Consider the following 20,974-nt stretch of genomic DNA (forward strand, 5'->3'; position numbering starts at 1 on the left):
CTACCCAACCGTTCCAACCCCACGTGTGAGGAGTGATTGCGGTGGGTGTGTGCGATCTGCCCGTCATCTCAGGTGTCTGCGAAACCGCTGGCGAAGCAGCCGCCTCACTGGTGTCGGCTCCGTTCGACTGGCTCGCCCAAGCCATGGGCTCAGCCGCGGGCTGGTTGTTCGAGGCCGTGTGGAACGTCTTCGACGCCACCACCCTGGTCGACATCACCAGTGACGGATACCTGTCGGTCTACAACCTGCTGTTCGGCATCGCGGTGTTCGTGATGCTGCTGTTCTTCTGCCTCCAACTCATCACCGGCCTCATCAGACGTGACCCCACGGCCCTCACCCGGGCCGCCCTCGGCCTCGCCAAGAGCGTGTTGGGGTCGTTCGTGGTGATCACCCTGACCGGGCTGCTGTTGGAGGTGGTCGACCAGCTGTGTGTCGGGATCGTCCAAGCCGCCGGCGAGACCACCGAATCGATGGGCGAGAAGATCACGATCCTCGCCGGCGGACTGACCGCGATCAACATCGCCGCCCCCGGGGTGGGGGCGATCATCACGATCTTCCTCGCCGGGCTCGCGATCACCTCCGCGGCGATCGTGTGGCTGTCGCTGCTGGTGCGCAAGGCGCTGCTGCTGGTCGCGATCGTGTTCGCACCCCTGGCCCTGTCGGGCTCGTCGTGGGACGCCACCAGGGGGTGGATCAGCAAGTGGGCGATGTTCGTGGTCGCGCTGATCTGTTCCAAGCTCGTGCTGGTCGTGATGTTCCTGGTCGCGATCACCCAAGTCGCCGCCCCGATCGATGGAGACCTATCCTCGATCAGCGACCCGCTGGCCGGGGTGGTGCTCATGGCGATGGCCGCGTTCGCCCCCTACCTGACCTACCGGTTCATCAGCTTCGTCGGGTTCGACATGTACCACGCGATCGGCGCCGAACAGGACGCCAAGAACTCCCTCAACCGCCCCATCCCCCTCCCCGACCGCCAGCCGGGCAACCCCCAACAGGTCCTCGACGGTAACAACAGCGGCAACGGCGGTGGTGGCGGGAAGCAGCCGCCGAAACCCAGCAGCCCGAACCCCTCGGCCTCCCAGGGCGGAACCGAGGCCGGAGCTGGCACTGGCGGAGCAGCAGGATCTGGGGCCTCCGGGTCGGGTGCCGCATCGGGTGGGTCTGCTGCCGCTGCGGGTCCTGCGGCCGCGGCAGTGATCGGGGTGCAGGTGGCCAAGGACGCCGCCACCGCGGGCCCGAAAGCCGGCGCCGAACTCGGTCAGCAGGCCGAGACCGCGGCAGACGCCGCCGACCACACCCCCACCCCCAACGGAGGCGCAGGCAATGGTGGGAATACTCCGCCGGCGCCTGCACCCGGTGGAACGCCGCCACAGCCGGGCACACCACCTGCCAGTACACAACCCACCCCGCCCAGCACCCCAAGCTCACAACCACCGGGGTCGTCCTCACATGGTGGGGGTGAGCAAGTGTCGCCGTCCGCGCCAGTGCCGAACCCGCCGCCCGCTGACAATCCGCCACCGCCGTCGAGTGCATGGAAGGAGCCGCAGGCATGAGCAGCCGCAAGAAGAACAACAGCCACGAACCGGAGGCGACCGGTTCGGAGCTGGTGCCGGTGAAGTTCTCCCGGCTCACCCGTCGCGGCATCCTGCTTGGCCTGTCCGCGGCCCAGCTGGTCACCGTCGGGATCGCGATCGCCACCATCATCACCGCCCTGTACGCGGGGGGCGGGATGTGGCTGGCCTACACCGCCCCCGTCTGGGCCACCGCCGTCCTCCTCACCTGGGTACCTGTCGCGGGACGCCCGGTCATCGAGTGGGTGCCCGTGGCCGGCTGGTGGGTCTACCGCACCACCATCGGCCAGCTCCTCTACCGGCGCCGCATCGTCACCCCACGCCCCGCCGGAACCCTCGCCCTGCCCGGCGACCAAGCCCGGCTGCGCGAGTACGAGGACCCGACCACGGGGGCGGGAATGATCCACGACCCCCACCAGAACACGCTCACGGTGGTGTGCGAGATCACCCACCCCGCGTTCGTGCTCCTCGACCCCGCCGAACAAGAACGACGCGTCACCGCCTGGGGCCGCGTCCTGGCCACCGTCTGCCGCTCCGGCAGGATCGCCACCCTGCAGATCCTGGAACGCACCCTGCCCGACTCCGGCACCGGACTGGCCGAATGGTGGACCACCCACGGACAGCCCGATGACACCAGCTGGGCTGCCACCACCTACGCCGAACTCATCAACCGCGCCGGCCCCGCCGGCGAACGCCACGCCACCACCCTGTCGCTATCCCTCGACATGAGAAACGCGGCGAGGCAGATCCGCACCGCCGGCGGCGGCATCCGCGGCGCCGCCGCCGTCCTGCGCCAAGAAATGAACACCCTCACCGCCGCACTCCGCTCAGCCGACCTCACCCCATCCGGTTGGCTCACCCCCGGCCAGATTGCGGTGATCCTGCGCTCGGCCTACGACCCCGCCATCGCCGCCACCCTGGAACGCCACGGCGAGATCGGCCACGACCTCGCCACCGCCGGACCGGTCGCGGTCAACGAAACCTGGAGTCGTATCCGCACCGACTCCGCCCACCACGCTGTGCTGTGGATCAGCGAATGGCCCCGCTCCATGGTCTACCCAGGTTTCCTCTCACCCATCCTGCTCTCCAGCGGAATCCAACGATCGTTCTCCCTGATCTGCACTCCCATGCGGTCCGACCAGGCCGCCCGCGACATCCGCAAGAAGAAGGTCGAGCACATCTCCGACCAAGCCCAACGCGCCAAAATCGGGCAGATCGAGGACGCTTCCCAGACGGCTGAGTACCACGATGTCCTCCAGCAAGAAGCCGACCTCACCGCTGGCCACGGCATTCTGCGCTACACCGGCCTGATCACCGTCACCGCCACCACGATCGAAGACCTCGACGCCCACGTCGCCGCCCTCGAACAGGCCGCCATCCAAGCCAACTGCGAAACCCGACTCCTCGCCGGGCAACAAGCCAAAGCCTTCACCGCCGCAGCCCTGCCCCTGTGTCGGCAGGTCTGAGAGAGCTGTCGCCTGTCGAGTCGGGTCAGGAAGTGGTGATCGTGTTCAGACGGCTGGTGATCCCTCTGGACAGCGCGGCGCGTCCTTCACCGTTGTTCAGGTACTTGAGTGCCCGAATCCCTTGAAGGTCGAAGGGAATGTCACTCATGGACTGGGCAACCAGGATGGTGTCGCGTCCAAGCGTGTGCGCGATACCGGTTTCGTAGAAGACGTTGGGATTCTTTTCGCTGAGATCGGCGATGACGACGCGGGCGCGCCAGATGAGGCTGAGCACGTCGTCGAGGATGTGGTCTCGTTCCCAGATGTCGTCGGCACGCAGACAACGCATCCCTGCCGCTTCGATGCCTTCCTTCAGGGACTCATACACCGCCGAAAAGGCCGGGCTGAATGGCATCATCACCGCCACGAGGTCAGGGTCGAAAGGTTCTGAGGTTGGGAACTGGAACACCTTGGGCTTAACCCTGGCAGAGAGCTCTTGGTCGAGGACGCGGTACAAGTCAACATCCTTGACAGCCCAGTGCGTCCGATGGAACTCCCAATCAGTGATGTCCAAAACGCCCGCTGCCGCCTCGATTCTGGGCGAGGGAATCGGTGCAATCGCGGGGTTAGGGACAAAGGAAAACGTGTAGCCATACCTGGACTTGTTCACATTTGTGACATGGCCGACGCGAGCAATCTGCGGCTCATCATCGAAACCAGTCTCCGGCATGAGCAGCGTCGGTAGGTTCAAGAGACGCTCGATCCTGACCTGGCCTACCTCCGGAGCGAGGTACTCCCGGACATCATCGGCCGTGTGCTCAAGCAAGCGATCAGCTCCGACCTCACCTCGCGTCAGGCCGATCAGCAGGTTGTACATCCCAGCGTCCCCTCTAGCGCACTGACCTCGAACTTGTGTCGAAGTCTCGGGCACCCGTGGCAGCCACGAATGCTCAACCCAAGTATCGCGCACCCTCCCGACTGCCATGGGCCCACGGTCGATGACGCACACCTCCTAGGTGTGATGTCCAGGGAGGTTGTTGAGCCTGCTGGCAGGTGCGGCTCCGATCGCGGAGTGGACTCGGTGATGATTGTAGAAGTGCACCCACCCAGGCAACGCGGCCCTGCGTTCGGTCTCTGAGCCGTAGAACTTGGCGTAGGCCCACCCGTCAGCGAGCGTGCGATGGAACCGCTCGATCTTCCCGTTCGTCTGCGGTCGGTAGGGCCGAGTCCGCTTGGGCTTGATCCCGAGCTCGGTGCAAGCATCCCGCCAGGCATGCGAGCGGTAGGCCGAACCGTTGTCCGAGAGCACCCGCTCCACCTCCACGCCCAGCTGCGCGAAGTGAGCGACCGCGCGGCGCAGCACCGCGATGGCGGTCTGGCTGCGTTCGTCGGAGTGCATCTCGACATACGCGAAGCGGGAGTGGTCATCGATCACGGTGTGCAGGAAGCCCACCCCGAGCCGGGGCTGGTATCGGGCATCACGGGTTCCTTCTCGGTCCGAAGTCGCCGCGCGGTGCTTCATGCCCTGCTGACGCCCGACGAATCGGTGCCCGCCCCCGTCGGGGATGCGTCCGAACTTCGTGACGTCAACGTGGATCAGCGAGCCGGGGTGGGGGTGCTCATAGCGGCGGATCGGCTCGGCGGTGACCCGGTCCAGACGGGCGAGGCGGTTGATCCGGCAACGCACGAGCACGGCATGGACGGTGGATGCCGGCATCCCGAGTTCTGAGGCGATCTGCACGGGCCCCAGGCGCCGGCGCCATCGGGCGGCCACGATCTGTTTCACCACCGCAGGCGGTGTTCTGGTCGGCATCGTGGACGGCCGGCTGGACCGGTCGACCATGCCTGCAGGTCCCTCGGCCCGGAAGCGTGTGGCCCATTTGCGGGCGGTGGGTGGGGAGACCATGAACATCTTGGCCGCGGTGGCGACCGGCCAGTGCTCCTCGACGATGAGCTTGGCCAGGCGTAGGCGGGCGCGAGGGGTCAGGGCGGCGTTAGCGTGGGACATGAAGGCCTTCTGTTCGCGTGAGCGGTTTCTTGACAACTCCACTCTCGCAACAGGAGGCCTTCGCCTGTCAGCTGCTCACGCAACAACGTCCCTGGACATCACACCTAGGGCGTGTCTGAGAATAGATGCACGAGTCAGCTGAGACCCTGGGGACATGTCCCGGTTCCAGATGCTCTCTGACACCCAATGGGAGTTGATCGCCCCGATGCTCCCGACCCGGACCGGCCGCGCCGGCAGGCCGTTCGCCGACGCCCGCGCCATGGTGGAGGCGATCATCTACCGGTACCGGTGCGGAATCGCTTGGAGGGATCTGCCCGAGGTCTACGGGCCCTGGCAGACCGTGTGGACCTGGCATCGGCGCTTGGCCGAAAAAGGCACCTGGGACACGGTGCTGGCCACGCTGACCGCCGCCGCTGACGCCGAAGGCCTGATCGATTGGTCGGTCTCGGTGGACTCCACGATCGCCCGCGCCCACCAGCACGCGACGAACATCACCCGCCACACAGGGGGATGGATCGAACTACAAGAATCCGCGTGAGGAGCCGGCCGATCACGGCATCGGGCGCTCCCGTGGCGGGCTGAGCACGAAGATCCATCAGCTCGTCGATGGGACCGGGCTGCCGCTGGTCAGCCTGATCACCCCCGGCCAGGCAGGGGACTCCCCGATGCTGCTTCCTCTTCTGGAGCAGCTGCGCGTGACCCGGCCAGTAGGGCGGCCCCGGACCCGCCCCGAGGCCGTGCTGGGCGATAAGGCGTACTCCTCCCGGGCGATCCGCACCCACCTACGCGCCCGCCGGATCAAGGCGGTCATCCCCGAACCGGCCGACCAGCAGGGCCACCGCAGACGGCGCGGTGCCCGCGGCGGGCGCCCCGTCAGCCTCGACGCGGACGCCTACAAGGGCCGCAACGTCATCGAGCGTCAGTACGCTCACCTGAAGCAGTGGCGGGGTCTGGCGACCCGGTATGACAAGTACGCGATCATCTACAGGGCCGCTGTGGTCCTGAATGCTGTGCTCGCATGGTCAAAACGATTGTCAGACATGCCCTAGGCGTACCACCGCTACGTAGAGAGGACTGTTGGGATGGCGACGTTTGTTGATCCGGTTGCTGATGCTGCTGAGGCTTATGAGGGGTTGCGCGGGTTGGCGCATGCCACCCGGGCCTTTGAGGATCCGGCTGACACGTACCGAGTGTTGGGCGAAGTGTCGGGGTCGGTGCGGCTGCTGCGGCAGGTCCTGGACCAGCTCTCTCGTGCGCATGCTGAGCACCGCGATATCGCGTTCACCGATGACCGCGTGCCTGCGGAGGCGGTGGCGTTGGCGGCGGCGGATGAGTTGCATCAGGCCGCCGACGGGCTGGATGAGGTCGCTGACCGGGTGATGCGCGCGCACGAAGCGTCCGGTCGGATCGCCTGGCACACCCACACCAGCCTTGAGCCCGAGCGTTCGCAGCGGTGGGTGAATGTGGTCTTCCTCCAGGGCACCGAGGCCGATGAAGTCTTGGAGCTGATTGATGTGCAGGGGGTGCAGGCGGGGATCGCGCATCTGGCGCAGTGGGACTTCGGCGACGAAACCACTGGCGCGGCGTTCGTGAACGGTGAGGTGTACCACGAGCTCCCGGCCGGGCAGTGGGATTGCACCTTCGAGGCCGACGGGTATGTGCTGACCTACAACCCACAGATGGGATATGTCGGACTGGTCCGCGAACACCCTGACACCGCCCCTGACCCCAGTCACGACGGGGACGTGGTGGCGGCACGGGACGCGTTCAGCGGTGTCACGTCCGAGCCTTCGCGTCGAGCAGCCGCGGGCACGGATTGGTTCGCGCCCAAAGCGGGTGGCGCAGCAGCGTCGTCTTCGGTGGGGCGGTCGCTGTGAGCGGCGAGAAGGAACGGCTGCACGCTGCGGTGTTGGTGTCCCCGGCTGCGGAGCGGCGGAAAGCTCGTAAGGCTCGTCGTCAGGCTGCGGCCCGGCTGCAGGCTGAGCGGGCCAGGGTCGAGCGTGAGGCGGCGAAGGCGAAAGCGCTGGCGGAACGGGAGGAGCGGAAGGCGACGACGTTTCTGCCGGCGGCGGGCGAGGCGGGGCCGGCGGCGTTGCGGTCGCCGGGACGGTTGCGGTTGCCGCGGCATCAGGACACCTCGGCCACGTTGGCTGGGGCGTATCCGTTCATGGCCGAAGGTGGCCTGGGGTCGGATGGGGTGTTCGTCGGTCAGGATCTGTATTCGGGTGGCAGTTTCGTCTACGACCCGTGGGTCCTCTACGCCCGCGGGATCATCACCGCCCCGAACCTGGTGCTTGCGGGGATCGTCGGGTCGGGAAAATCGTCGTTGGCGAAGTCGCTGTATACGCGGTCGTTGCCGTTCGGACGCCGCGTCTACGTCCCCGGCGACCCCAAGGGCGAACACACCGCGGTCGCCGAAGCGGTGGGCGGGAAGGCGATCGTGCTCGGCCACGGCCTCCACACCCGCCTGAATCCCCTGGATGAGGGACACCGTCCCGGCGGGCTCACCGACCAGGAGTGGGCGAGCACCGTCGCTTCCCGGCGCCGGGACCTGATCGGCGCGCTGGCCGAGACGGTGCTGGCGCGGGGGCTGACGCCGTTGGAGCACACCGCCATCGACCTCGCCCTCACCGCCACCGTGGCGGAGAACGAGGTGCCGATCCTGCCCATGGTCGTCGACCACATCCTCACCCCCAGCCACGACCCCGGCGGACGCCTGGCTGAAGACGGACGCCTGGTCGGACACGCCTTGCGGCGTCTGGTCGCAGGCGACCTCGCCGGCTTGTTCGACGGCCCCTCAACCGTGGCGTTCGATCCGGATCTACCGATGATCAGCCTCGACCTGTCCCGGGTGACCGAGAACTCCACCCTCATCAGTGTGTTGATGACGTGTAGCTCGGCGTGGATGGAATCGGCGCTGCTGGACCCCAATGGTGGGCAGCGGTGGGTGATCTATGACGAGGCCTGGCGGCTCATGTCCCATCCGGCGTTGTTGAAGCGAATGGATGCGCATTGGCGTCTGGCCCGGCATTACGGGATCGCGAACATGCTGATCTTCCACAAACTCTCCGACCTTGACAACGTCGGCGACGAAGGCTCTGCCATGCGCTCCCTGGCCAACTCGCTGTTGGCGAATGCGGAGACGCGGATCGTCTACCGCCAGGAATCCGATCAGCTCGGCCCCACCGCCACCGCCCTCGGCCTGACCGGAACCGAACAGACCCTGCTGCCAAACCTTGGCGTGGGTCAGGGGCTGTGGCGGATCAAGAACCGCTCGTTCGTGATCCAGCACCAGCTCCACCCCGGCGAGCTGGAGCTGTTCGACACCAGCAGCCGCCTCACCGCAGGAGTCAAGTAATGCCCAAGCTTCCCGCCCTGAGGCACCGCCGCAACGACCCGAGCGAGGCAGTGCCGGTGGTGTTGCGGCACGTGGTCATCACCGTCGACATCACCGGCACCCTGACGGTGACCGTCGACCAACAGCCGCATCTTCCGCAGGCGGGTGAGGTGTGGGGTCGGGGTGACTTCGGAGCGATCCTTGATGACCTGACCGAGCAGCGCCGCATTCCCGTGCGGGTGGATGTGTATGAGTCCGACGGCAGCCATTTCACCGACATCATCCACGCCCACCGACCACGACGCGCCCCCGAACCCGAGCCCGACGACCCAGCCGCTGCCGACGAGGAAGCCGCCGCGGACACTCCAGCGCCCCCGACAGATGATCCGGGCCGGCTGGTGGGGTTCTTGCCCGGTGAGACGGTGTTCCTCGGCCAGATCGTTGAGGAAGTGGCGGCGGATGAGAACGGCACCATCACCCCACCCGACACTGCCTTGGGTCCGGTGGTGGTGGTCGGACGGGCCTCCGGAACCGTCATCGTGCAGGAGACGCGATGAGTGCCTCGCAGCGGCAGAGTGGGTCGATGGGTGAGGAACTGACCAACGCCGCCCTCATCGGCCTCATCGCCTTGTTCCTCCTCACCCTCGTGCTCCGCGCGGCCGGGTCGGTGGCCGCGTTCCTCACCGGAGCACCCCAGCCCACAGCGAGCTGGGCCGCTGGCGCCGGGGTGTTGTTCAACCCCGGTAACCCCGCAGTCGCGTTGGGGGCGCCTGGTCTCAGCCCCGTCGCCTATTGGGTCACCACCATCGTCGCTCTGGGCGGGCTGGTCGCACTCGCGGGCTGGGGGTGGGTCGTGTGGCGGCGCCGTTCTCATGCTCAGGTGGTGGATCCGCATCGGTTGGCGGGGATCGCGACGCGGCACGAGGTCGCCCAGGTCGCCTCGGAGAAGGCGCTGCTGAAACGCGCGTCGACGTTGCGGCCGTCGCTGAAGGACCCGGCCCTGGGTGAGGTGGGGTATCGGCTCGGGACGTCGAAGGGGCAGGGGGTGTGGGCGAGTGTGGAGGACTCGATCCTGCTGATCGGCCCGCCCCGCTCCGGCAAGGGCCTGCACATCGTCATCCCCGCCATCCTCGACGCCCCCGGCCCCGTGGTCACCACCTCGACCCGGCCGGACAATCTGACCGCCACTCTCCGCGCCCGGCAGCGCCGTGGCCCGGTGGCGGTGTTCGACCCCCAGCACCTGGCCGAAGGACTCCCGGCGGGGATGCGCTGGTCACCCGTCCGCGGCTGTGAGGACTCGCTCACAGCGATGATCCGCGCCACCGGCCTGGCTTCTGCCACCGGGTTGTCGGCTGGTGGTGTGGAGTCGGGTGGGTTCTGGGAGGGCAAGACCCGCACCGCCCTCCAAGCCCTCCTCCACGCCGCGGCGTTGGACTCTCGAAAGCCGGCGGACTTGTTCCGGTGGACCCTCGACCCCGCCGCCGCAGCCGAAGCCGTCGCGATCCTCGCCAACCACCCCGATGCGGCAGCTGGGTGGGCCGATTCGCTGGGGGCGATGATCGACGCCGACCCCAAAACCCGCGACTCCATCTGGCAAGGCGTCGCCCTCGCCCTCGGCGCCCTCGCCGACCCCCGCGTCCTCGACGCGGTCACACCCCGCGACAACGAGACCCCCTTCGACCCCGAAACCTTCCTCCGCGAGTCCGGGACCCTCTACCTGCTCGCCACCGGCGCCGGCGCCGGAGCGTCGGCCGCGCTGGTGGCAGCGTTCATCGAAGACCTCATCGAAACCGCCCGCCGCCTCGCCGCCCGCTCACCCGGCGCACGCCTCGACCCACCCCTGCTCCTGGCGCTGGATGAGATCGGGAACCTCGCGCCCCTGCCGTCGCTGCCGACGTTGATGGCCGAAGGTGGCGGGACCGGGATCACCACCCTGCCCGTCTTGCAATCGCTCGCCCAAGCGCGCGACAAGTGGTCCGACCACCAAGCCGGAGCGATCTGGGACGCCGCCATCGTCAAACTCATCCTCGGCGGCGCCTCCAACAGCCGCGACCTCCAAGACCTCACCACCCTCATCGGCGAACGCGACGAATACACCGACTCCGTCACCCTCGGTGACCACGGGACCAGGTCGAACCAGCGCTCCGTACGGCGGGTGCCGATCCTGCCACCGGACCGCATCCGCACCCTCCCCTTCGGCACCGGCGTCGCCCTGCTGCGCTCCGCGCCGCCGATCATCACCGACCTGACCGCCTGGCCCACCCGTCCCGACGCCGAGGCCCTCAAGCGGGATCGCGCCCGGCTCGAACAGCTCCTGCAGAACCCCCGTGCATGACCGGGGTCGCGGGGTGCACCTGACCGGTACCAGGAGCCCGCACCACCAGCGGGCTGCAGTCCACGAGTTGAGAGGTACCGCGTCATGGCCATCCGCACCCAGGAATCCCTGTCCGGGTTCATCGCATCCGACCCACAGCTGACCTACACCGAACGCGGCGATGCCCGCTTCTACGCCCGCTACGGCCAGGAGAACTTCCAGCGCGAAGAAGACGGCACCTTCACCAAACTGGAGCCCTCCTTCGGCAACCTCGTGCTCTACCGCGCCACCGCCGAACGCGCCTTCCAACGCTTCACCAAAGGCGACCAGTTCGTCGCCGAAGGCTACGCCCACGACTACACCTACGAACGCGACGGACAACGCATCGCCGGCGAAGAGTTCGTCGCCAAGAAGATCGGCCACGACACCGCCCGCACCCGCTACGACGTCGACCGCACGCCCCGCCAAGCACTCGAACGTCAGGCGGCTGGGCAGGCCTTCGAACCACCCCAGCACCACCAGGCGACGCCTGCTACCGACAGCCTCAGCATGTGACCCGGGCGGACCGATCATGAGCACTCACAGCCCCGAGCCCGACGACCAGTACGACGACCCCGGCATCCTCGACGACCAGCCCGACATGTTCGACACGAACGCGCTGCCCGAACCCCCGCACCCGATCAACTGGAACCTGCTATCCGCGCAGGATCTGGAAGCCGAACTGCTGGAGCTGAACCGGTGGGTCGACTGGCTCCGCCACACCTACGGGCTGCCTGCCTCAGTCATCCCGCCCTACTGGCATCGTCACCCCGAACTTCTGTGGGAACTGTCCGCGCTGCACCTGCACTGGCTGTGCGCCTACGACCCCGAACAGAACGGCTCCGCACCTTTGGGATGGCACCGCGACTTCGCCGACGCCCGCCACCGCCTGCGCGACTGGGTCACCGCCTCCGGCACCCGTCTCGACCGGGACCGGCCCACCCGGCAGACCACCTGGCCCGGCGAAGAACCCCAACCCACCCACGGGGAGTCCGTGATCACTGACCGGGATGCCGACTTCGTTCAGTTCATCATCGACCAAGTCAACGAACGACAGGCTGCCGAAGACGCCTTCTACGCCAGCCTGGATGACCGGATCGACCCGGCGACCGGTGAGGTTCGCGACGATGTTCTGGGTCCTGAGGGTGGTTGAGGATGGTGCGCCGGTATCGCCGCGCCACGGCCCGGGTCGAGGCGGATCGGCCCCTGCGCGTGCGGTATGAGCCGCGTGAGGAGATCGATGCCGCGAAGGTTGCGGAGGTGTTGATCCGGATCGCGCTGCGCACCGCTGGCGACCAGCCCGGCGGGCAGTCCGGTGCCCATCTTCGTCGCCTGCTCGTAGCCGGTCGCTAAACTGGATCCACATCAAGTTTCGGCGCTGTTGGCACCTGCCTTGCTAAGCCCCGTTCGCGGGGTGTTCTTTTCGACTCTGACGTGACCGCCTCCGGCGCCCCACCCGCCCCCAGTTATGTGGGGGCTTGTGAAAGGCGGTCACCATGACACTCGATCAGCTCTCCGGCCTCGACATCTCAGGCCTTCGACGCCTCGCCTGCACCACACCACGCCCAGACGCCACAGCGACCGGGGCTGAGGGGCAGGTGGCGGCGATCAGCTACCTGCGGGTCTCGACCAAGGATCAGGCCACCCGCAACGGGCTGGAAGAGGGTCTGTCGATCCCGGCCCAGCGCGAAGCCGCGCAGCGCAAGGCCGAACAGCTCGGTGCGGTCATCATCAAGGAGTTCATCGAGCCCGGCGAGTCCGCCAAGACCGCCCAACGACGCGCGCTCCAAGAGATGCTCGACTACGCGACCACGCATCCGGTGCGGTACTGCATCATCAACAAGGTCGACCGCCTCGCCCGCAACCGGCTCGATGACGCCATGATCCACGCCGCGCTGCGGGATGCGAACATCAGTCTGGTGTCGGTCACTGAGAACATCGACGAGACCCCCTCGGGGATGCTGATGCACGGCATCCTGGCCTCCATGGCCGAGTTCTACTCGCTGAACCTGGCCCAGGAAGTCCTCAAAGGCATGACCCAGAAGGCCGCGATCGGTGGCACCCCCACCAAAGCGCCTCTGGGCTACCTCAACGTCCGCACCACCGACGCCCGAGGACGCGAGTCCCGCGAGATCGAGATCGACCCCGAACGCGCCGACCTCGTCCGTTTCGCGTTCACCGCCTACGCCACCGGGGACTGGTCCCTGTCGCGCCTGGCCAAGGAACTCACATCCCGTGGCTTGACCACCCGGCCCACCCCCTCGCAGCCGGCCAAACCAGTCACCACCACCGGACTGCACAAGATCCTGACCAACCCCTACTACCAGGGCACCGTCACCTTCCGCGGCGTCACCTACGACGGCTCCCACGAGCCCCTCGTCGACGCCGAGACCTGGCTGCGCGTCCAGACCAACCTCGACGCCAACAACGCCCGCGGCGAACGACCCCAGAAGTACGACCACTACCTCAAAGGCACGCTGTACTGCGCCTGCGGAGCCAAGCTCATGATCGAACGCCCCCGCGACAAGGCCGGGGACCGCTACGAGTACTTCACCTGCTCCGGACGACGCCGCAAGACCACCAACTGCACCCGCTCCGCGATCCTTGCCGAACGCGCCGAAGCGGAGATCGAACGCACCTACCAGCGCAATTCCCTGACCCAGACCCAGGCGGAGCACGTCCGGAAGGTCCTCAACGACGTGTTCGATCAGCTCGAAGGATCGCGCGAGGACGAACGCAAGCTCCTGACCGCCCAGCGCGACAAGCTCGAAGCCGAACGCCTCAAACTCGTCCAAGCTCACTACGCCGACGCGATCCCCCTCGACCTCCTCAAAAGCGAACAAGACCGCATCCGCGCCAGCCTCGATCAGATCACCAGACGGCTCGACAACCTCACCGACACCTACGCCGACGCCCGAACAGGCTTGGACCAGCTCACCGAACTCCTCGTCGACCTCGACGAGCTCTACAACAAGTGCGACCCAGCCGAACGACGCATCCTCAACCGCGCCCTGTTCACCCGCATCACCATCGACGACGAAGAGAACGCCACCTACACACCCGAGCAGACCACCGCCAGCGTCCTCGTACACACCAGCATCGATGCCCCGGCCCACGTCACCGCAGAAACAAAACTGCCCCGCCATCAGGCGGGGCAAGTTTCGATTTTCTCATCTTACGTGGAGGTAAGGGGATTCGAACCCCTGACCTTCTGCATGCCATGCAGACGCGCTACCAACTGCGCCATACCCCCGAGATCGGGCGCCCCCCGGAACCCGTGGGCGCCGCGGCGACTCGAGAACTGTATCCGAGCCGCCGCGGCACGCGCAAATCGGCGGCGCTCAGACCGGGTCGGTCCCCGGGTCCAGGCGCTCGAGGGCGAGCCCCTCCCCCGGGAGCAGGCGGAGGTCCGCCCCCTCCTGGGTGTAGCCGCCGGCGGGGGCGTCCGAGGCGAACCAGAGTGGGGCGTCGAGGTCCACCATGGTCACCGCCGGGTGGGCCAGGGAGAGCTGCACCGCCGCGGCGATCGAGATGCGCGGCTCCATCATCGAGCCGACCATGCACCCGATGCCGTGCTCGGCCGCGAGGTCCGCGATGGCCACGGCGTCGGCGAGCCCGCCGGTCTTGGCGAGCTTGACGTTGAACAGGTCAGCGGCGCCGGCCTCGATGAGCCGCCGGGCGTCCTCCGAGGACCACAGGGCCTCGTCCGCCATGATCGGCGTGGTCACGGCCGCGCGCACGCGCGCCAGCCCGGCCACGTCGGCGGCCGCGACGGGCTGCTCCACGAGGTCGACGGGCAGGCCCTCGTCCTCCATGCCGGAGATGATCGCGATCGCGTCCTCCACCGACCAGCCCTGGTTCGCGTCCAGGCGCAGGCGGGCCTGTGGGGCGGCCTCCAGCACGGCGTGCAGCCGCCGGCGGTCCTCCGCGACGTCCCGGCCCAGCTTGATCTTCAGGATCCGGGTCCCGGCGGCCACCGCCTCGGCGGCGCGGGCGGCCATCGTGGCCGGGTCCTCGAGGGACACCGTCATGTCGTTCTCCAGGGTCTGCTTCACCGCGGTCCCCGCCGGGGCCAGCAACGCCGTGAGCGGCACGCCGGCGGCACGGGCGACCGCGTCGTGCACGGCCACGTCCACGGCCGACCGGGCGCTCGTGGCACCCCGGGCCGGGGCGGGCAGGCGGGCCAGCAGGCCGTCCAGCCCGCCCGTGGCACCGGTGAGAGCGGGGCCGAAGACCCCGTCCACGGCGGTCTCGATGGACGCCGCGTCCTCCCCCGTCACCGCGACGGTCTCGGCGGCGGAGCCCTGGCCGACGGTGCCGTCTGAGAGCTCGACCTCCACGACCACGTACTCGACCGCCTCGGTGCGGCGGGCGGCCGTCACGAAGGGGTGGAGCAGCGGCGCCCGGTGGCGATGCCGGCGCACGGCCGCCACCGACACGGGGGCCTGACCGGGGGCGGGACTCATCCGAAGAGCCTCATGACGGCACCGCCGCCGAGCCCGGCGAACGTGCCGATCAGCTGGCCCATGAGGGCGAAGAGGACGCCCACGGGGACGAGGCGCTTGTCATAGGCGGCGGCGACGACCGGGGCGGAGGCCATGCCGCCCACGTTGGCGGTGGACGCGACCGTCAGCGAGAAGAGGTCGGCCTTGGCGAGCTTGGCGTACACGACCATGATCGCGCCGTGCACCAGCACGATGAGGACGCCCATCAGCAGGTAGACGGGCGCCTGCGTGATGCCGGAGAAGTCCGACCCCGAGGCGATCTGCCCCACCACGACGAACAGCATGAGGGAGCCGACCTCGGACGAGCCCGCCACCTTGCCCAGCGGCGTCTGGGCCGCGATGAGGCCGAGAATCGACACGATGATGATGGTCCACGCGGTGCCGTTGATGACGTCGCCGACCTTGGGGAGCAGCTTGCCGGCCTCGATGGACAGCGCGCCGACGAGGATCGACCCGAAGACGAGGACGGCCAGCGAGGTGCGGGTGATCGGCGTGTCGTCGTGCTCGACGCGCGCCGCGTGCTCGTCGATCCGGGAGGTGTCCGCCTTGGTCCAGCGGTTGAACGCGCCGGCGACCGCGACGGAGGAGAACATCAGCATCAGCCAGAACGAGTAGACGACCGTGTCCGTGATCAGGGCGAATCCGAACAGGTTCTCCGGGCCCTGGAGGATGTCGTTGACGGCCACCATGTTGGAGGAGCCGCCGGTCCAGGAGGCCAGCAGGGACGCCATGGGGATCCAGGACTGGGGATCCAGGGCCTGCCCGTCCAGGAGGCTGCGGAAGAGGCCGAACACCAGGAAGAACGCGGCCATGATGGAGAGCACCGTGACGAAGAACGTCAGGAGCAGCTTCGGGCCGAGCTTGGCGATGCGGCGCAGGTCGCAGCCGAGCAGCAGGACGAAGATCATGGACGGCAGCAGGAGGTCCTTGGTGGCCTTGAGCGCGTCGCGGGAGCCCTCGGCGTCGCCGAGGACGCCGAAGGTGTTCAGGGCGGCGCAGCCGAGGTACATCAGGACGAAGGCCGGAAGGTACTTGAACACCTTCCAACCGGTGTACGACTCGAGGGCGATGAGCAGGCCTGCCAGGCCCACCACCACGCCGAGCACCAGGACGGGATCGTTGATCACGGGGGTCTCGTTTCCGTGGGGACCGGCGCGGGTGCGAGGGCGACCGGCCCCGCACGACGCGGCCGGTCGCCGCGCGTCGTGCGCGGATCTCTGCCGTGACGCCTGCCACAGGCTACCGTGCTCCGCCGCACTCCCCGGTCGCTGCCAGGGGCGGATCGTCCCACATCACCTCAGGGCGGCGTCTCACCGGAGACGACGAAGGCCCGGTCCGTGCGGACCGGGCCTTCGTGCTCGTGGAGGTAAGGGGATTCGAACCCCTGACCTTCTGCATGCCATGCAGACGCGCTACCAACTGCGCCATACCCCCGAGGGATGCCACCGCGGTTCACGGTCCGTTTCCGGCCCGTCCACCTCTCGGCAACTCGACGATCGTACACCACCTTGCACGTCAGCACCAACTCGGCCATGCCCGGCGGCTCAGCGGGCCCGCGTCAGACGTCGTAGCCGAGCAGGCTCCAGGCCCCGGGGCCCTCCCCCGCGAAGGTCCCGTCCAGGATCACGGCCCGGGCGTTCGAGACCCGCGCCAGGTGCGCGAAGTCGGCGCCCTCGAGGGCGAGCGCGAGGCCGGCGGCGGCGCGGATCACTGCACCGTGGGCCACGATCAGGAGGGTGCGGGCGTCGGGCACCCGCGCCGGACGCGGCGTGGACCAGTCCTCCGGGACGTGTGCGGCGGCCGCGGCCAGCACGCGCTCGCCGCCGGCCCGCAGCACCTCGCCGCCCACGGGTCCTCCGTCGAGGTCCGGCACGGTGCGCCAGGCGTGGTGCTCATGGGGCCAGCGCGCCCCGATCTCGGTGAAGTCCAGGCCCTCCCACTCGCCGCCGCCCAGCTCCACGAGCCGGGAATCCACGGCGAGCTCGACGGCGCCCACGGCGTCCTCGAGGACGATCTCCGCGGTGCGCCGGGCTCGGATCAGCGGGGAGGACACGGCCACGAGGTCCTCCGCCGAGCGCAGCAGCTCCCCCACGGGACCGGCCGCCGCGGCGGCGGCCTGCCGCTCCCCCAGTGCGTTCAAAGGGACGTCGGTGCGGCCCTGGTACCGGTCCAGGGCGTTCCAGTCGGTCTCCCCGTGCCGCAGCAGCACCAGCCTCACGGCGGATCAGTCCTGCGCGGCGGCGTCGAGGGCGTCGTCGGGGCGCGTGGCCTCCTCCGGCAGGCCTAGGTCGATGGCCGGGCTGTCCTTCCAGAGCCGGTCCAGGGCGTAGAACTCGCGGTCCTCCCGGTGCTGCACGTGCACCACGAAGTGCCCGTAGTCCAACAGCACCCAGTGGCCGTCCGAGCGGCCCTCGCGGCGCAGGGGCTTCAGCTGCTCCTTCACGAGCAGGTCCTCCTCGATGCCGTCCACGATCGCGTTGACCTGGCGCTCGGAGGCGCCGGAGGCGATCAGGAAGGCGTCGGTCAGGCCGAGGCGCTCGGCGACGTCGACCGCCACGATGTGCGTGGCGACCTTCTCCGCGGCCGCGGCGGCGGCCACCTGCAGGGCGTCGAGGGTGGTCTGGGGAACGGTCACGGTGCTCCTTGGCGGCGTGCGGACCGCGACGGCGGAGGCCGGCGCGGAAGGGGCCGCGGGCGCGGCCCCGGAGATCAGCGGTTCAGAGGGCTCAGCGGGTGAGTGCGATGGCGCCGCGTCCGCCGAGGTCTCTGCCGCGGCGGGCGTCTCCCCGGCGGCCCACTGGCGGCCGGCCGACGGGACGATGCTCTCGGTCCCCGTGGTCTCGGGCAAGTGGAGGCGGCCCCACGGGGACGACTCCGCGACGGCCCGCAGCTCCGCGGTGTCCGGCCCGGTGCGCGGCAGCCCCTGGGCCAGGGCGCTGTGGCCGGGCTCCTCGGCGGCCGGCCTGGACGTCGGCGGGCGTCTCGGCGTCGGCCCCGATGAAGACCTCCGGCGAACCGTCCCCCGCAGCGGGGACCGATGCCGCGCCGGGGGCGCCGGTCACGGAGCCGTCCGCGGTCGCGTCGCCCGGCAGGCCGACCGACGGGCGATCGACGGGGCCGTACACGTCCTCCACCGAGGGACGGTCCTGGGGCACCGGGGCCCCCGCCGTGCCGCCACGCAGGCGCGTGCGCGCGGCCGGGCTGATGGGATCGCGCCGCCCATGCTCCTCCGTGAGGGCCGCCTCCTCCTCGGCGAGGACGGCGCGCAGCAGCTCCTCGTCCGGGTCCGGGCGGTGGGACTCGTGGGGCGTTGTCATGGCCGGTCTCCCTCCGGGGTGTAGAGGTGGTGCTTGTTGATGTACTGCACGACGCCGTCCGGGACCAGGTACCAGACGGGCCGGCCCCGCTCCACGCGGCGGCGGCAGTCCGTGGAGGAGATGGCCATCGCGGGGATCTCCATGAGGGAGATGTCCTCGCTCAGCCCGTAGTCCTCCAGCTGGTAGCCGGGCCGGGTGACGCCCACGAAGTGCGCCAGGTCCCAGAGCTCCTCGACGTCCTTCCACGTGAGGATCTGGTTCAGCGCGTCGGCGCCGGTGATGAAGAACAGCTCGGAGTCCGGGCGCTTCGCCCGGATGTCCCGCAGCGTGTCCACCGTGTAGGTGTTGCCCGGGCGCTCGATGTCCACGCGGGACACGGTGAAGCGCGGGTTGGACGCCGTGGCGATCACCGTCATGAGGTACCGGTGCTCGGCCGGGCTGACGCGTGTGTCCGACTTCTGCCAGGGCTGCCCGGTCGGGACGAAGACGACCTCGTCCAGGCCGAACTCCGCGGCGACCTCGCTCGCGGCGACGAGGTGCCCGTGGTGGATGGGGTCGAAGGTGCCGCCCATGACGCCCAGCCGGTGACGGCGGGACGTGGGGGGCGGGGCGGGGTCGCGGGTGGCGGACGTCATCGACGGCGCGTCAGGACGCGGGGTCGGCCGTGGGGGCACGGCCCTTCCCGCGTGCGACGTCAGTGCCCGGCGCTGTGGGAGCCGGTGCCGTGGGTGCCGTGGTGCTGCACGGCGGTGGTGGGCTCGGCGTGGCGCAGGCCCACGGAGCGCATGGACAGGATCGCCAGGAGGCCCGCCATCAGGAGCAGGAACACGATGATGCCGAACCAGACCGGCGGGATCGGCAGCTCATTGACGACGTGGTGGCCCTCCTCGGCGGCGGCCAGGACCAGGGCGGAGTTCAGCATGGGGTGCTCCTCGGGGGCGTCGGTGCGGGGGCTGGGACGAGGTCCCGGCCCGTGGGCTCCCGGCCATCCTAGCCGGTGGGGGCCGCGGGCCGGGGCGTGCGTCAGCGGCGGACCTGCCCCGCGCCGCGCAGGACCCACTTGGTGGTGGTCAGCTCCTCGAGGCCCATGGGCCCCCGGGCGTGCATGCGCTGGGTGGAGATGCCCACCTCGGCGCCCAGGCCGAGCTGACCGCCGTCGGTGAAGCGCGTGGAGGCGTTGACGATCACGGCCGCGGCGTCCACCTCGGAGACCCAGCGGTCCGCGTTCGCGAGGTCGTTGGTGACGATGGCCTCGGTGTGGCCGGTGGACCAGCGGCGGACGTGCTCCATGGCCTCGTCGATGGAGTCCACGGTGCGCACGGCCATCTCCATGTCCAGGTACTCCCGGCCCCAGTCCTCGTCGGACGCGGCCTGCGGCTCCCGGGCGTCCTGGCCGCGGTCCGCCGGGGAGGGGAGCCGGGCGCGGGAGGCCTCGTCCACGTGGAGCAGGACCCCGGCGCGGGTGAGGGCGCGCAGCACCTCGCGGCCGGCGCGCTCGGCGTCCTTGTGCAGGAGCAGGGTCTCGGCCGCGTTGCACACGGACGTGCGGTGGGTCTTCGCGTTGAGCGCGATGTCCACGGCCATGTCCGCGGGTGCGCTCGCGTCGATGAACAGGTGCACGTTGCCCTCGCCCGTCTCGATGACCGGCACGCGGGCCTCGGCGACGACGCGCTGGATCAGCTCGCGGCCGCCGCGCGGGATCAGCACGTCGACGGCGCCGCGCGTGGACATCAGCGCGGCCACGCCGGGGCGGCCGAGGTCGTCGATCCCCTGCACCAGGTCGGACTCGAAGCCCTGGTCGCGCAGCGCCTCCCGCAGCACCTGGATGAGGACCGCGTTCGTGTGCTCCGCCGCGGAGCCGCCGCGCAGGAGGACGGCGTTACCGGACTTCAGGGCGATGCCTGCGATGTCCACGGTGACGTTCGGGCGGGCCTCGTAGACGGCGCCCACCACGCCGAGCGGCACGCGCACCTGCTGCATGTGGATCCCGTTCGGCAGGTCCCCGCCGCGGACGACGGCGCCCACCGGATCCGGCAGGGAGGCCAGGTCCTCGAGGGCGACGGCCAGGGACTCGAGGCGGGGCTCGTCGAGGCGTAGGCGGTCCAGCATGGCGGCCGAGGTGCCGTTCTCCTCGCCGCGGGCGAGGTCCTCGGCGTTGGCCGCGAGGATCGACGCGGCGGCGGCGCGCACGGCGTCCGCCATGGAGCGCAGGAGGGCGTCCTTGCGCTCGCGCCCGGCCCGGGCCAGCTCGGGGGCGGCCGCTCGGGCACGCGCCGAGCGGGACCGCACCTCGGCCACGACGTCCGCACCCGGGCGCCCGTCCGCCGACGCCCCCTGTTCGGGGGTGGGCGTCTGCTGGACGCGCTCGGCGGGCTCGGTCTCGGTGTGCTCGGTGGTCATCCCCCCACTGTAGCCAGGCGGCGGCATCGACCCCAGGG

19 protein-coding genes, 2 tRNA genes and 1 pseudogene are annotated in these 20,974 nt (G+C 69.4%); 10 read left to right on the plus strand and 12 right to left on the minus strand.

The window, feature by feature from the left end; genetic code table 11:
• Positions 1-41: 41 nt before the first annotated feature.
• Both KW076_RS09010 and KW076_RS09015 read left to right on the plus strand, forming a co-directional pair.
• Complete coding sequence (locus KW076_RS09010) at positions 42-1,553, plus strand: conjugal transfer protein TrbL (RefSeq protein WP_224355030.1); 1,512 nt, start codon at positions 42-44, stop codon at positions 1,551-1,553.
• The gene (locus tag KW076_RS09015) at positions 1,550-3,037 is read left to right on the plus strand and encodes an SCO6880 family protein (protein WP_224355031.1); all 1,488 of its coding nucleotides are present in this window, start codon (positions 1,550-1,552) and stop codon (positions 3,035-3,037) included. The genes KW076_RS09010 and KW076_RS09015 overlap by 4 nt, the downstream gene beginning before the upstream one ends.
• A gap of 25 nt (positions 3,038-3,062) precedes the next feature.
• Here the strand turns inward: KW076_RS09015 and KW076_RS09020 are convergent, their stop codons facing one another.
• Positions 3,063-3,893 (minus strand): hypothetical protein, encoded by an 831-nt coding sequence (locus KW076_RS09020; protein WP_224355032.1) that lies wholly within the window; start codon positions 3,891-3,893, stop codon positions 3,063-3,065.
• 135 nt (positions 3,894-4,028) lie between these two features.
• The gene (locus KW076_RS09025) at positions 4,029-5,024 is read right to left on the minus strand and encodes an IS481 family transposase (protein ID WP_224355033.1); all 996 of its coding nucleotides are present in this window, start codon (positions 5,022-5,024) and stop codon (positions 4,029-4,031) included.
• 154 nt (positions 5,025-5,178) lie between these two features.
• On the opposite strand from KW076_RS09025, the gene KW076_RS09030 reads away from it, so the two are divergent.
• The 8 genes and pseudogenes from KW076_RS09030 to KW076_RS12650 all read left to right on the plus strand — a co-directional run.
• A protein-coding gene (locus KW076_RS09030; protein WP_224355034.1) for an IS5 family transposase occupies positions 5,179-6,073 on the plus strand; the annotation gives its coding sequence in 2 pieces (ribosomal slippage) (positions 5,179-5,535 and positions 5,537-6,073; 894 coding nt in all).
• Between the two features lie 33 nt (positions 6,074-6,106).
• Positions 6,107-6,901 carry a hypothetical protein gene (locus KW076_RS09035; RefSeq protein ID WP_224355035.1) on the plus strand — a complete coding sequence of 265 codons (795 nt, stop codon included), beginning with the start codon at positions 6,107-6,109 and terminating at the stop codon, positions 6,899-6,901.
• On the plus strand, positions 6,898-8,382 hold the full coding sequence (locus tag KW076_RS09040; RefSeq protein WP_224355036.1) for an ATP-binding protein: 1,485 nt from the start codon (positions 6,898-6,900) through the stop codon (positions 8,380-8,382). Before KW076_RS09035 ends, KW076_RS09040 begins: the two co-directional genes overlap by 4 nt.
• The gene (locus KW076_RS09045; protein WP_224355037.1) at positions 8,382-8,918 is read left to right on the plus strand and encodes a hypothetical protein; all 537 of its coding nucleotides are present in this window, start codon (positions 8,382-8,384) and stop codon (positions 8,916-8,918) included. The genes KW076_RS09040 and KW076_RS09045 overlap by 1 nt, the downstream gene beginning before the upstream one ends.
• Positions 8,915-10,696, plus strand: coding sequence for a type IV secretory system conjugative DNA transfer family protein (locus KW076_RS09050; RefSeq protein WP_224355038.1), 1,782 nt, complete (start codon positions 8,915-8,917; stop codon positions 10,694-10,696). Before KW076_RS09045 ends, KW076_RS09050 begins: the two co-directional genes overlap by 4 nt.
• An 84-nt stretch (positions 10,697-10,780) precedes the next feature.
• The gene (locus KW076_RS09055; RefSeq protein ID WP_224355039.1) at positions 10,781-11,230 is read left to right on the plus strand and encodes a single-stranded DNA-binding protein; all 450 of its coding nucleotides are present in this window, start codon (positions 10,781-10,783) and stop codon (positions 11,228-11,230) included.
• 85 nt (positions 11,231-11,315) lie between these two features.
• On the plus strand, positions 11,316-11,867 hold the full coding sequence (locus KW076_RS09060) for a DUF4913 domain-containing protein (protein ID WP_224356823.1): 552 nt from the start codon (positions 11,316-11,318) through the stop codon (positions 11,865-11,867).
• 343 nt (positions 11,868-12,210) lie between these two features.
• Positions 12,211-13,293: pseudogene (locus KW076_RS12650) on the plus strand (recombinase family protein); the annotation flags it as partial.
• A gap of 601 nt (positions 13,294-13,894) precedes the next feature.
• On the opposite strand, the gene KW076_RS09070 reads toward KW076_RS12650, so the two are convergent.
• The 10 genes from KW076_RS09070 to KW076_RS09115 all read right to left on the minus strand — a co-directional run bounded on the left by KW076_RS09070 (position 13,895) and on the right by KW076_RS09115 (position 20,936).
• A tRNA-Ala gene (locus KW076_RS09070) sits at positions 13,895-13,967 on the minus strand.
• 88 nt (positions 13,968-14,055) lie between these two features.
• Positions 14,056-15,180 (minus strand): dipeptide epimerase, encoded by a 1,125-nt coding sequence (locus KW076_RS09075; RefSeq protein ID WP_224355040.1) that lies wholly within the window; start codon positions 15,178-15,180, stop codon positions 14,056-14,058.
• Positions 15,177-16,346, minus strand: a complete 1,170-nt coding sequence (locus KW076_RS09080) for a DUF819 family protein (protein ID WP_224355041.1) — start codon at positions 16,344-16,346, stop codon at positions 15,177-15,179. Before KW076_RS09080 ends, KW076_RS09075 begins: the two co-directional genes overlap by 4 nt.
• Positions 16,347-16,580: 234 nt before the next feature.
• Positions 16,581-16,653: transfer RNA gene (locus tag KW076_RS09085), tRNA-Ala, on the minus strand.
• A gap of 124 nt (positions 16,654-16,777) precedes the next feature.
• The gene (locus KW076_RS09090; protein WP_224355042.1) at positions 16,778-17,437 is read right to left on the minus strand and encodes a histidine phosphatase family protein; all 660 of its coding nucleotides are present in this window, start codon (positions 17,435-17,437) and stop codon (positions 16,778-16,780) included.
• Between the two features lie 6 nt (positions 17,438-17,443).
• The gene (gene rsfS, locus KW076_RS09095) at positions 17,444-17,854 is read right to left on the minus strand and encodes a ribosome silencing factor (protein ID WP_224355043.1); all 411 of its coding nucleotides are present in this window, start codon (positions 17,852-17,854) and stop codon (positions 17,444-17,446) included.
• Positions 17,855-17,945: 91 nt separating this feature from the next.
• Entirely contained in the window at positions 17,946-18,536 is a 591-nt protein-coding gene (locus tag KW076_RS09100; RefSeq protein ID WP_224355044.1) for a hypothetical protein, read from the minus strand.
• Complete coding sequence (gene nadD / locus KW076_RS09105) at positions 18,533-19,171, minus strand: nicotinate-nucleotide adenylyltransferase (RefSeq protein ID WP_224355045.1); 639 nt, start codon at positions 19,169-19,171, stop codon at positions 18,533-18,535. Before nadD ends, KW076_RS09100 begins: the two co-directional genes overlap by 4 nt.
• Before the next feature lie 59 nt (positions 19,172-19,230).
• Positions 19,231-19,458, minus strand: coding sequence for a hypothetical protein (locus tag KW076_RS09110; RefSeq protein ID WP_224355046.1), 228 nt, complete (start codon positions 19,456-19,458; stop codon positions 19,231-19,233).
• Between the two features lie 101 nt (positions 19,459-19,559).
• Positions 19,560-20,936 carry a glutamate-5-semialdehyde dehydrogenase gene (locus KW076_RS09115; protein ID WP_224355047.1) on the minus strand — a complete coding sequence of 459 codons (1,377 nt, stop codon included), beginning with the start codon at positions 20,934-20,936 and terminating at the stop codon, positions 19,560-19,562.
• Between the last annotated feature and the right edge of the window lie 38 nt (positions 20,937-20,974).

Origin of the sequence: Micrococcus porci (assembly GCF_020097155.1) — a bacterium.
Taxonomy (GTDB): domain Bacteria; phylum Actinomycetota; class Actinomycetes; order Actinomycetales; family Micrococcaceae; genus Micrococcus; species Micrococcus porci.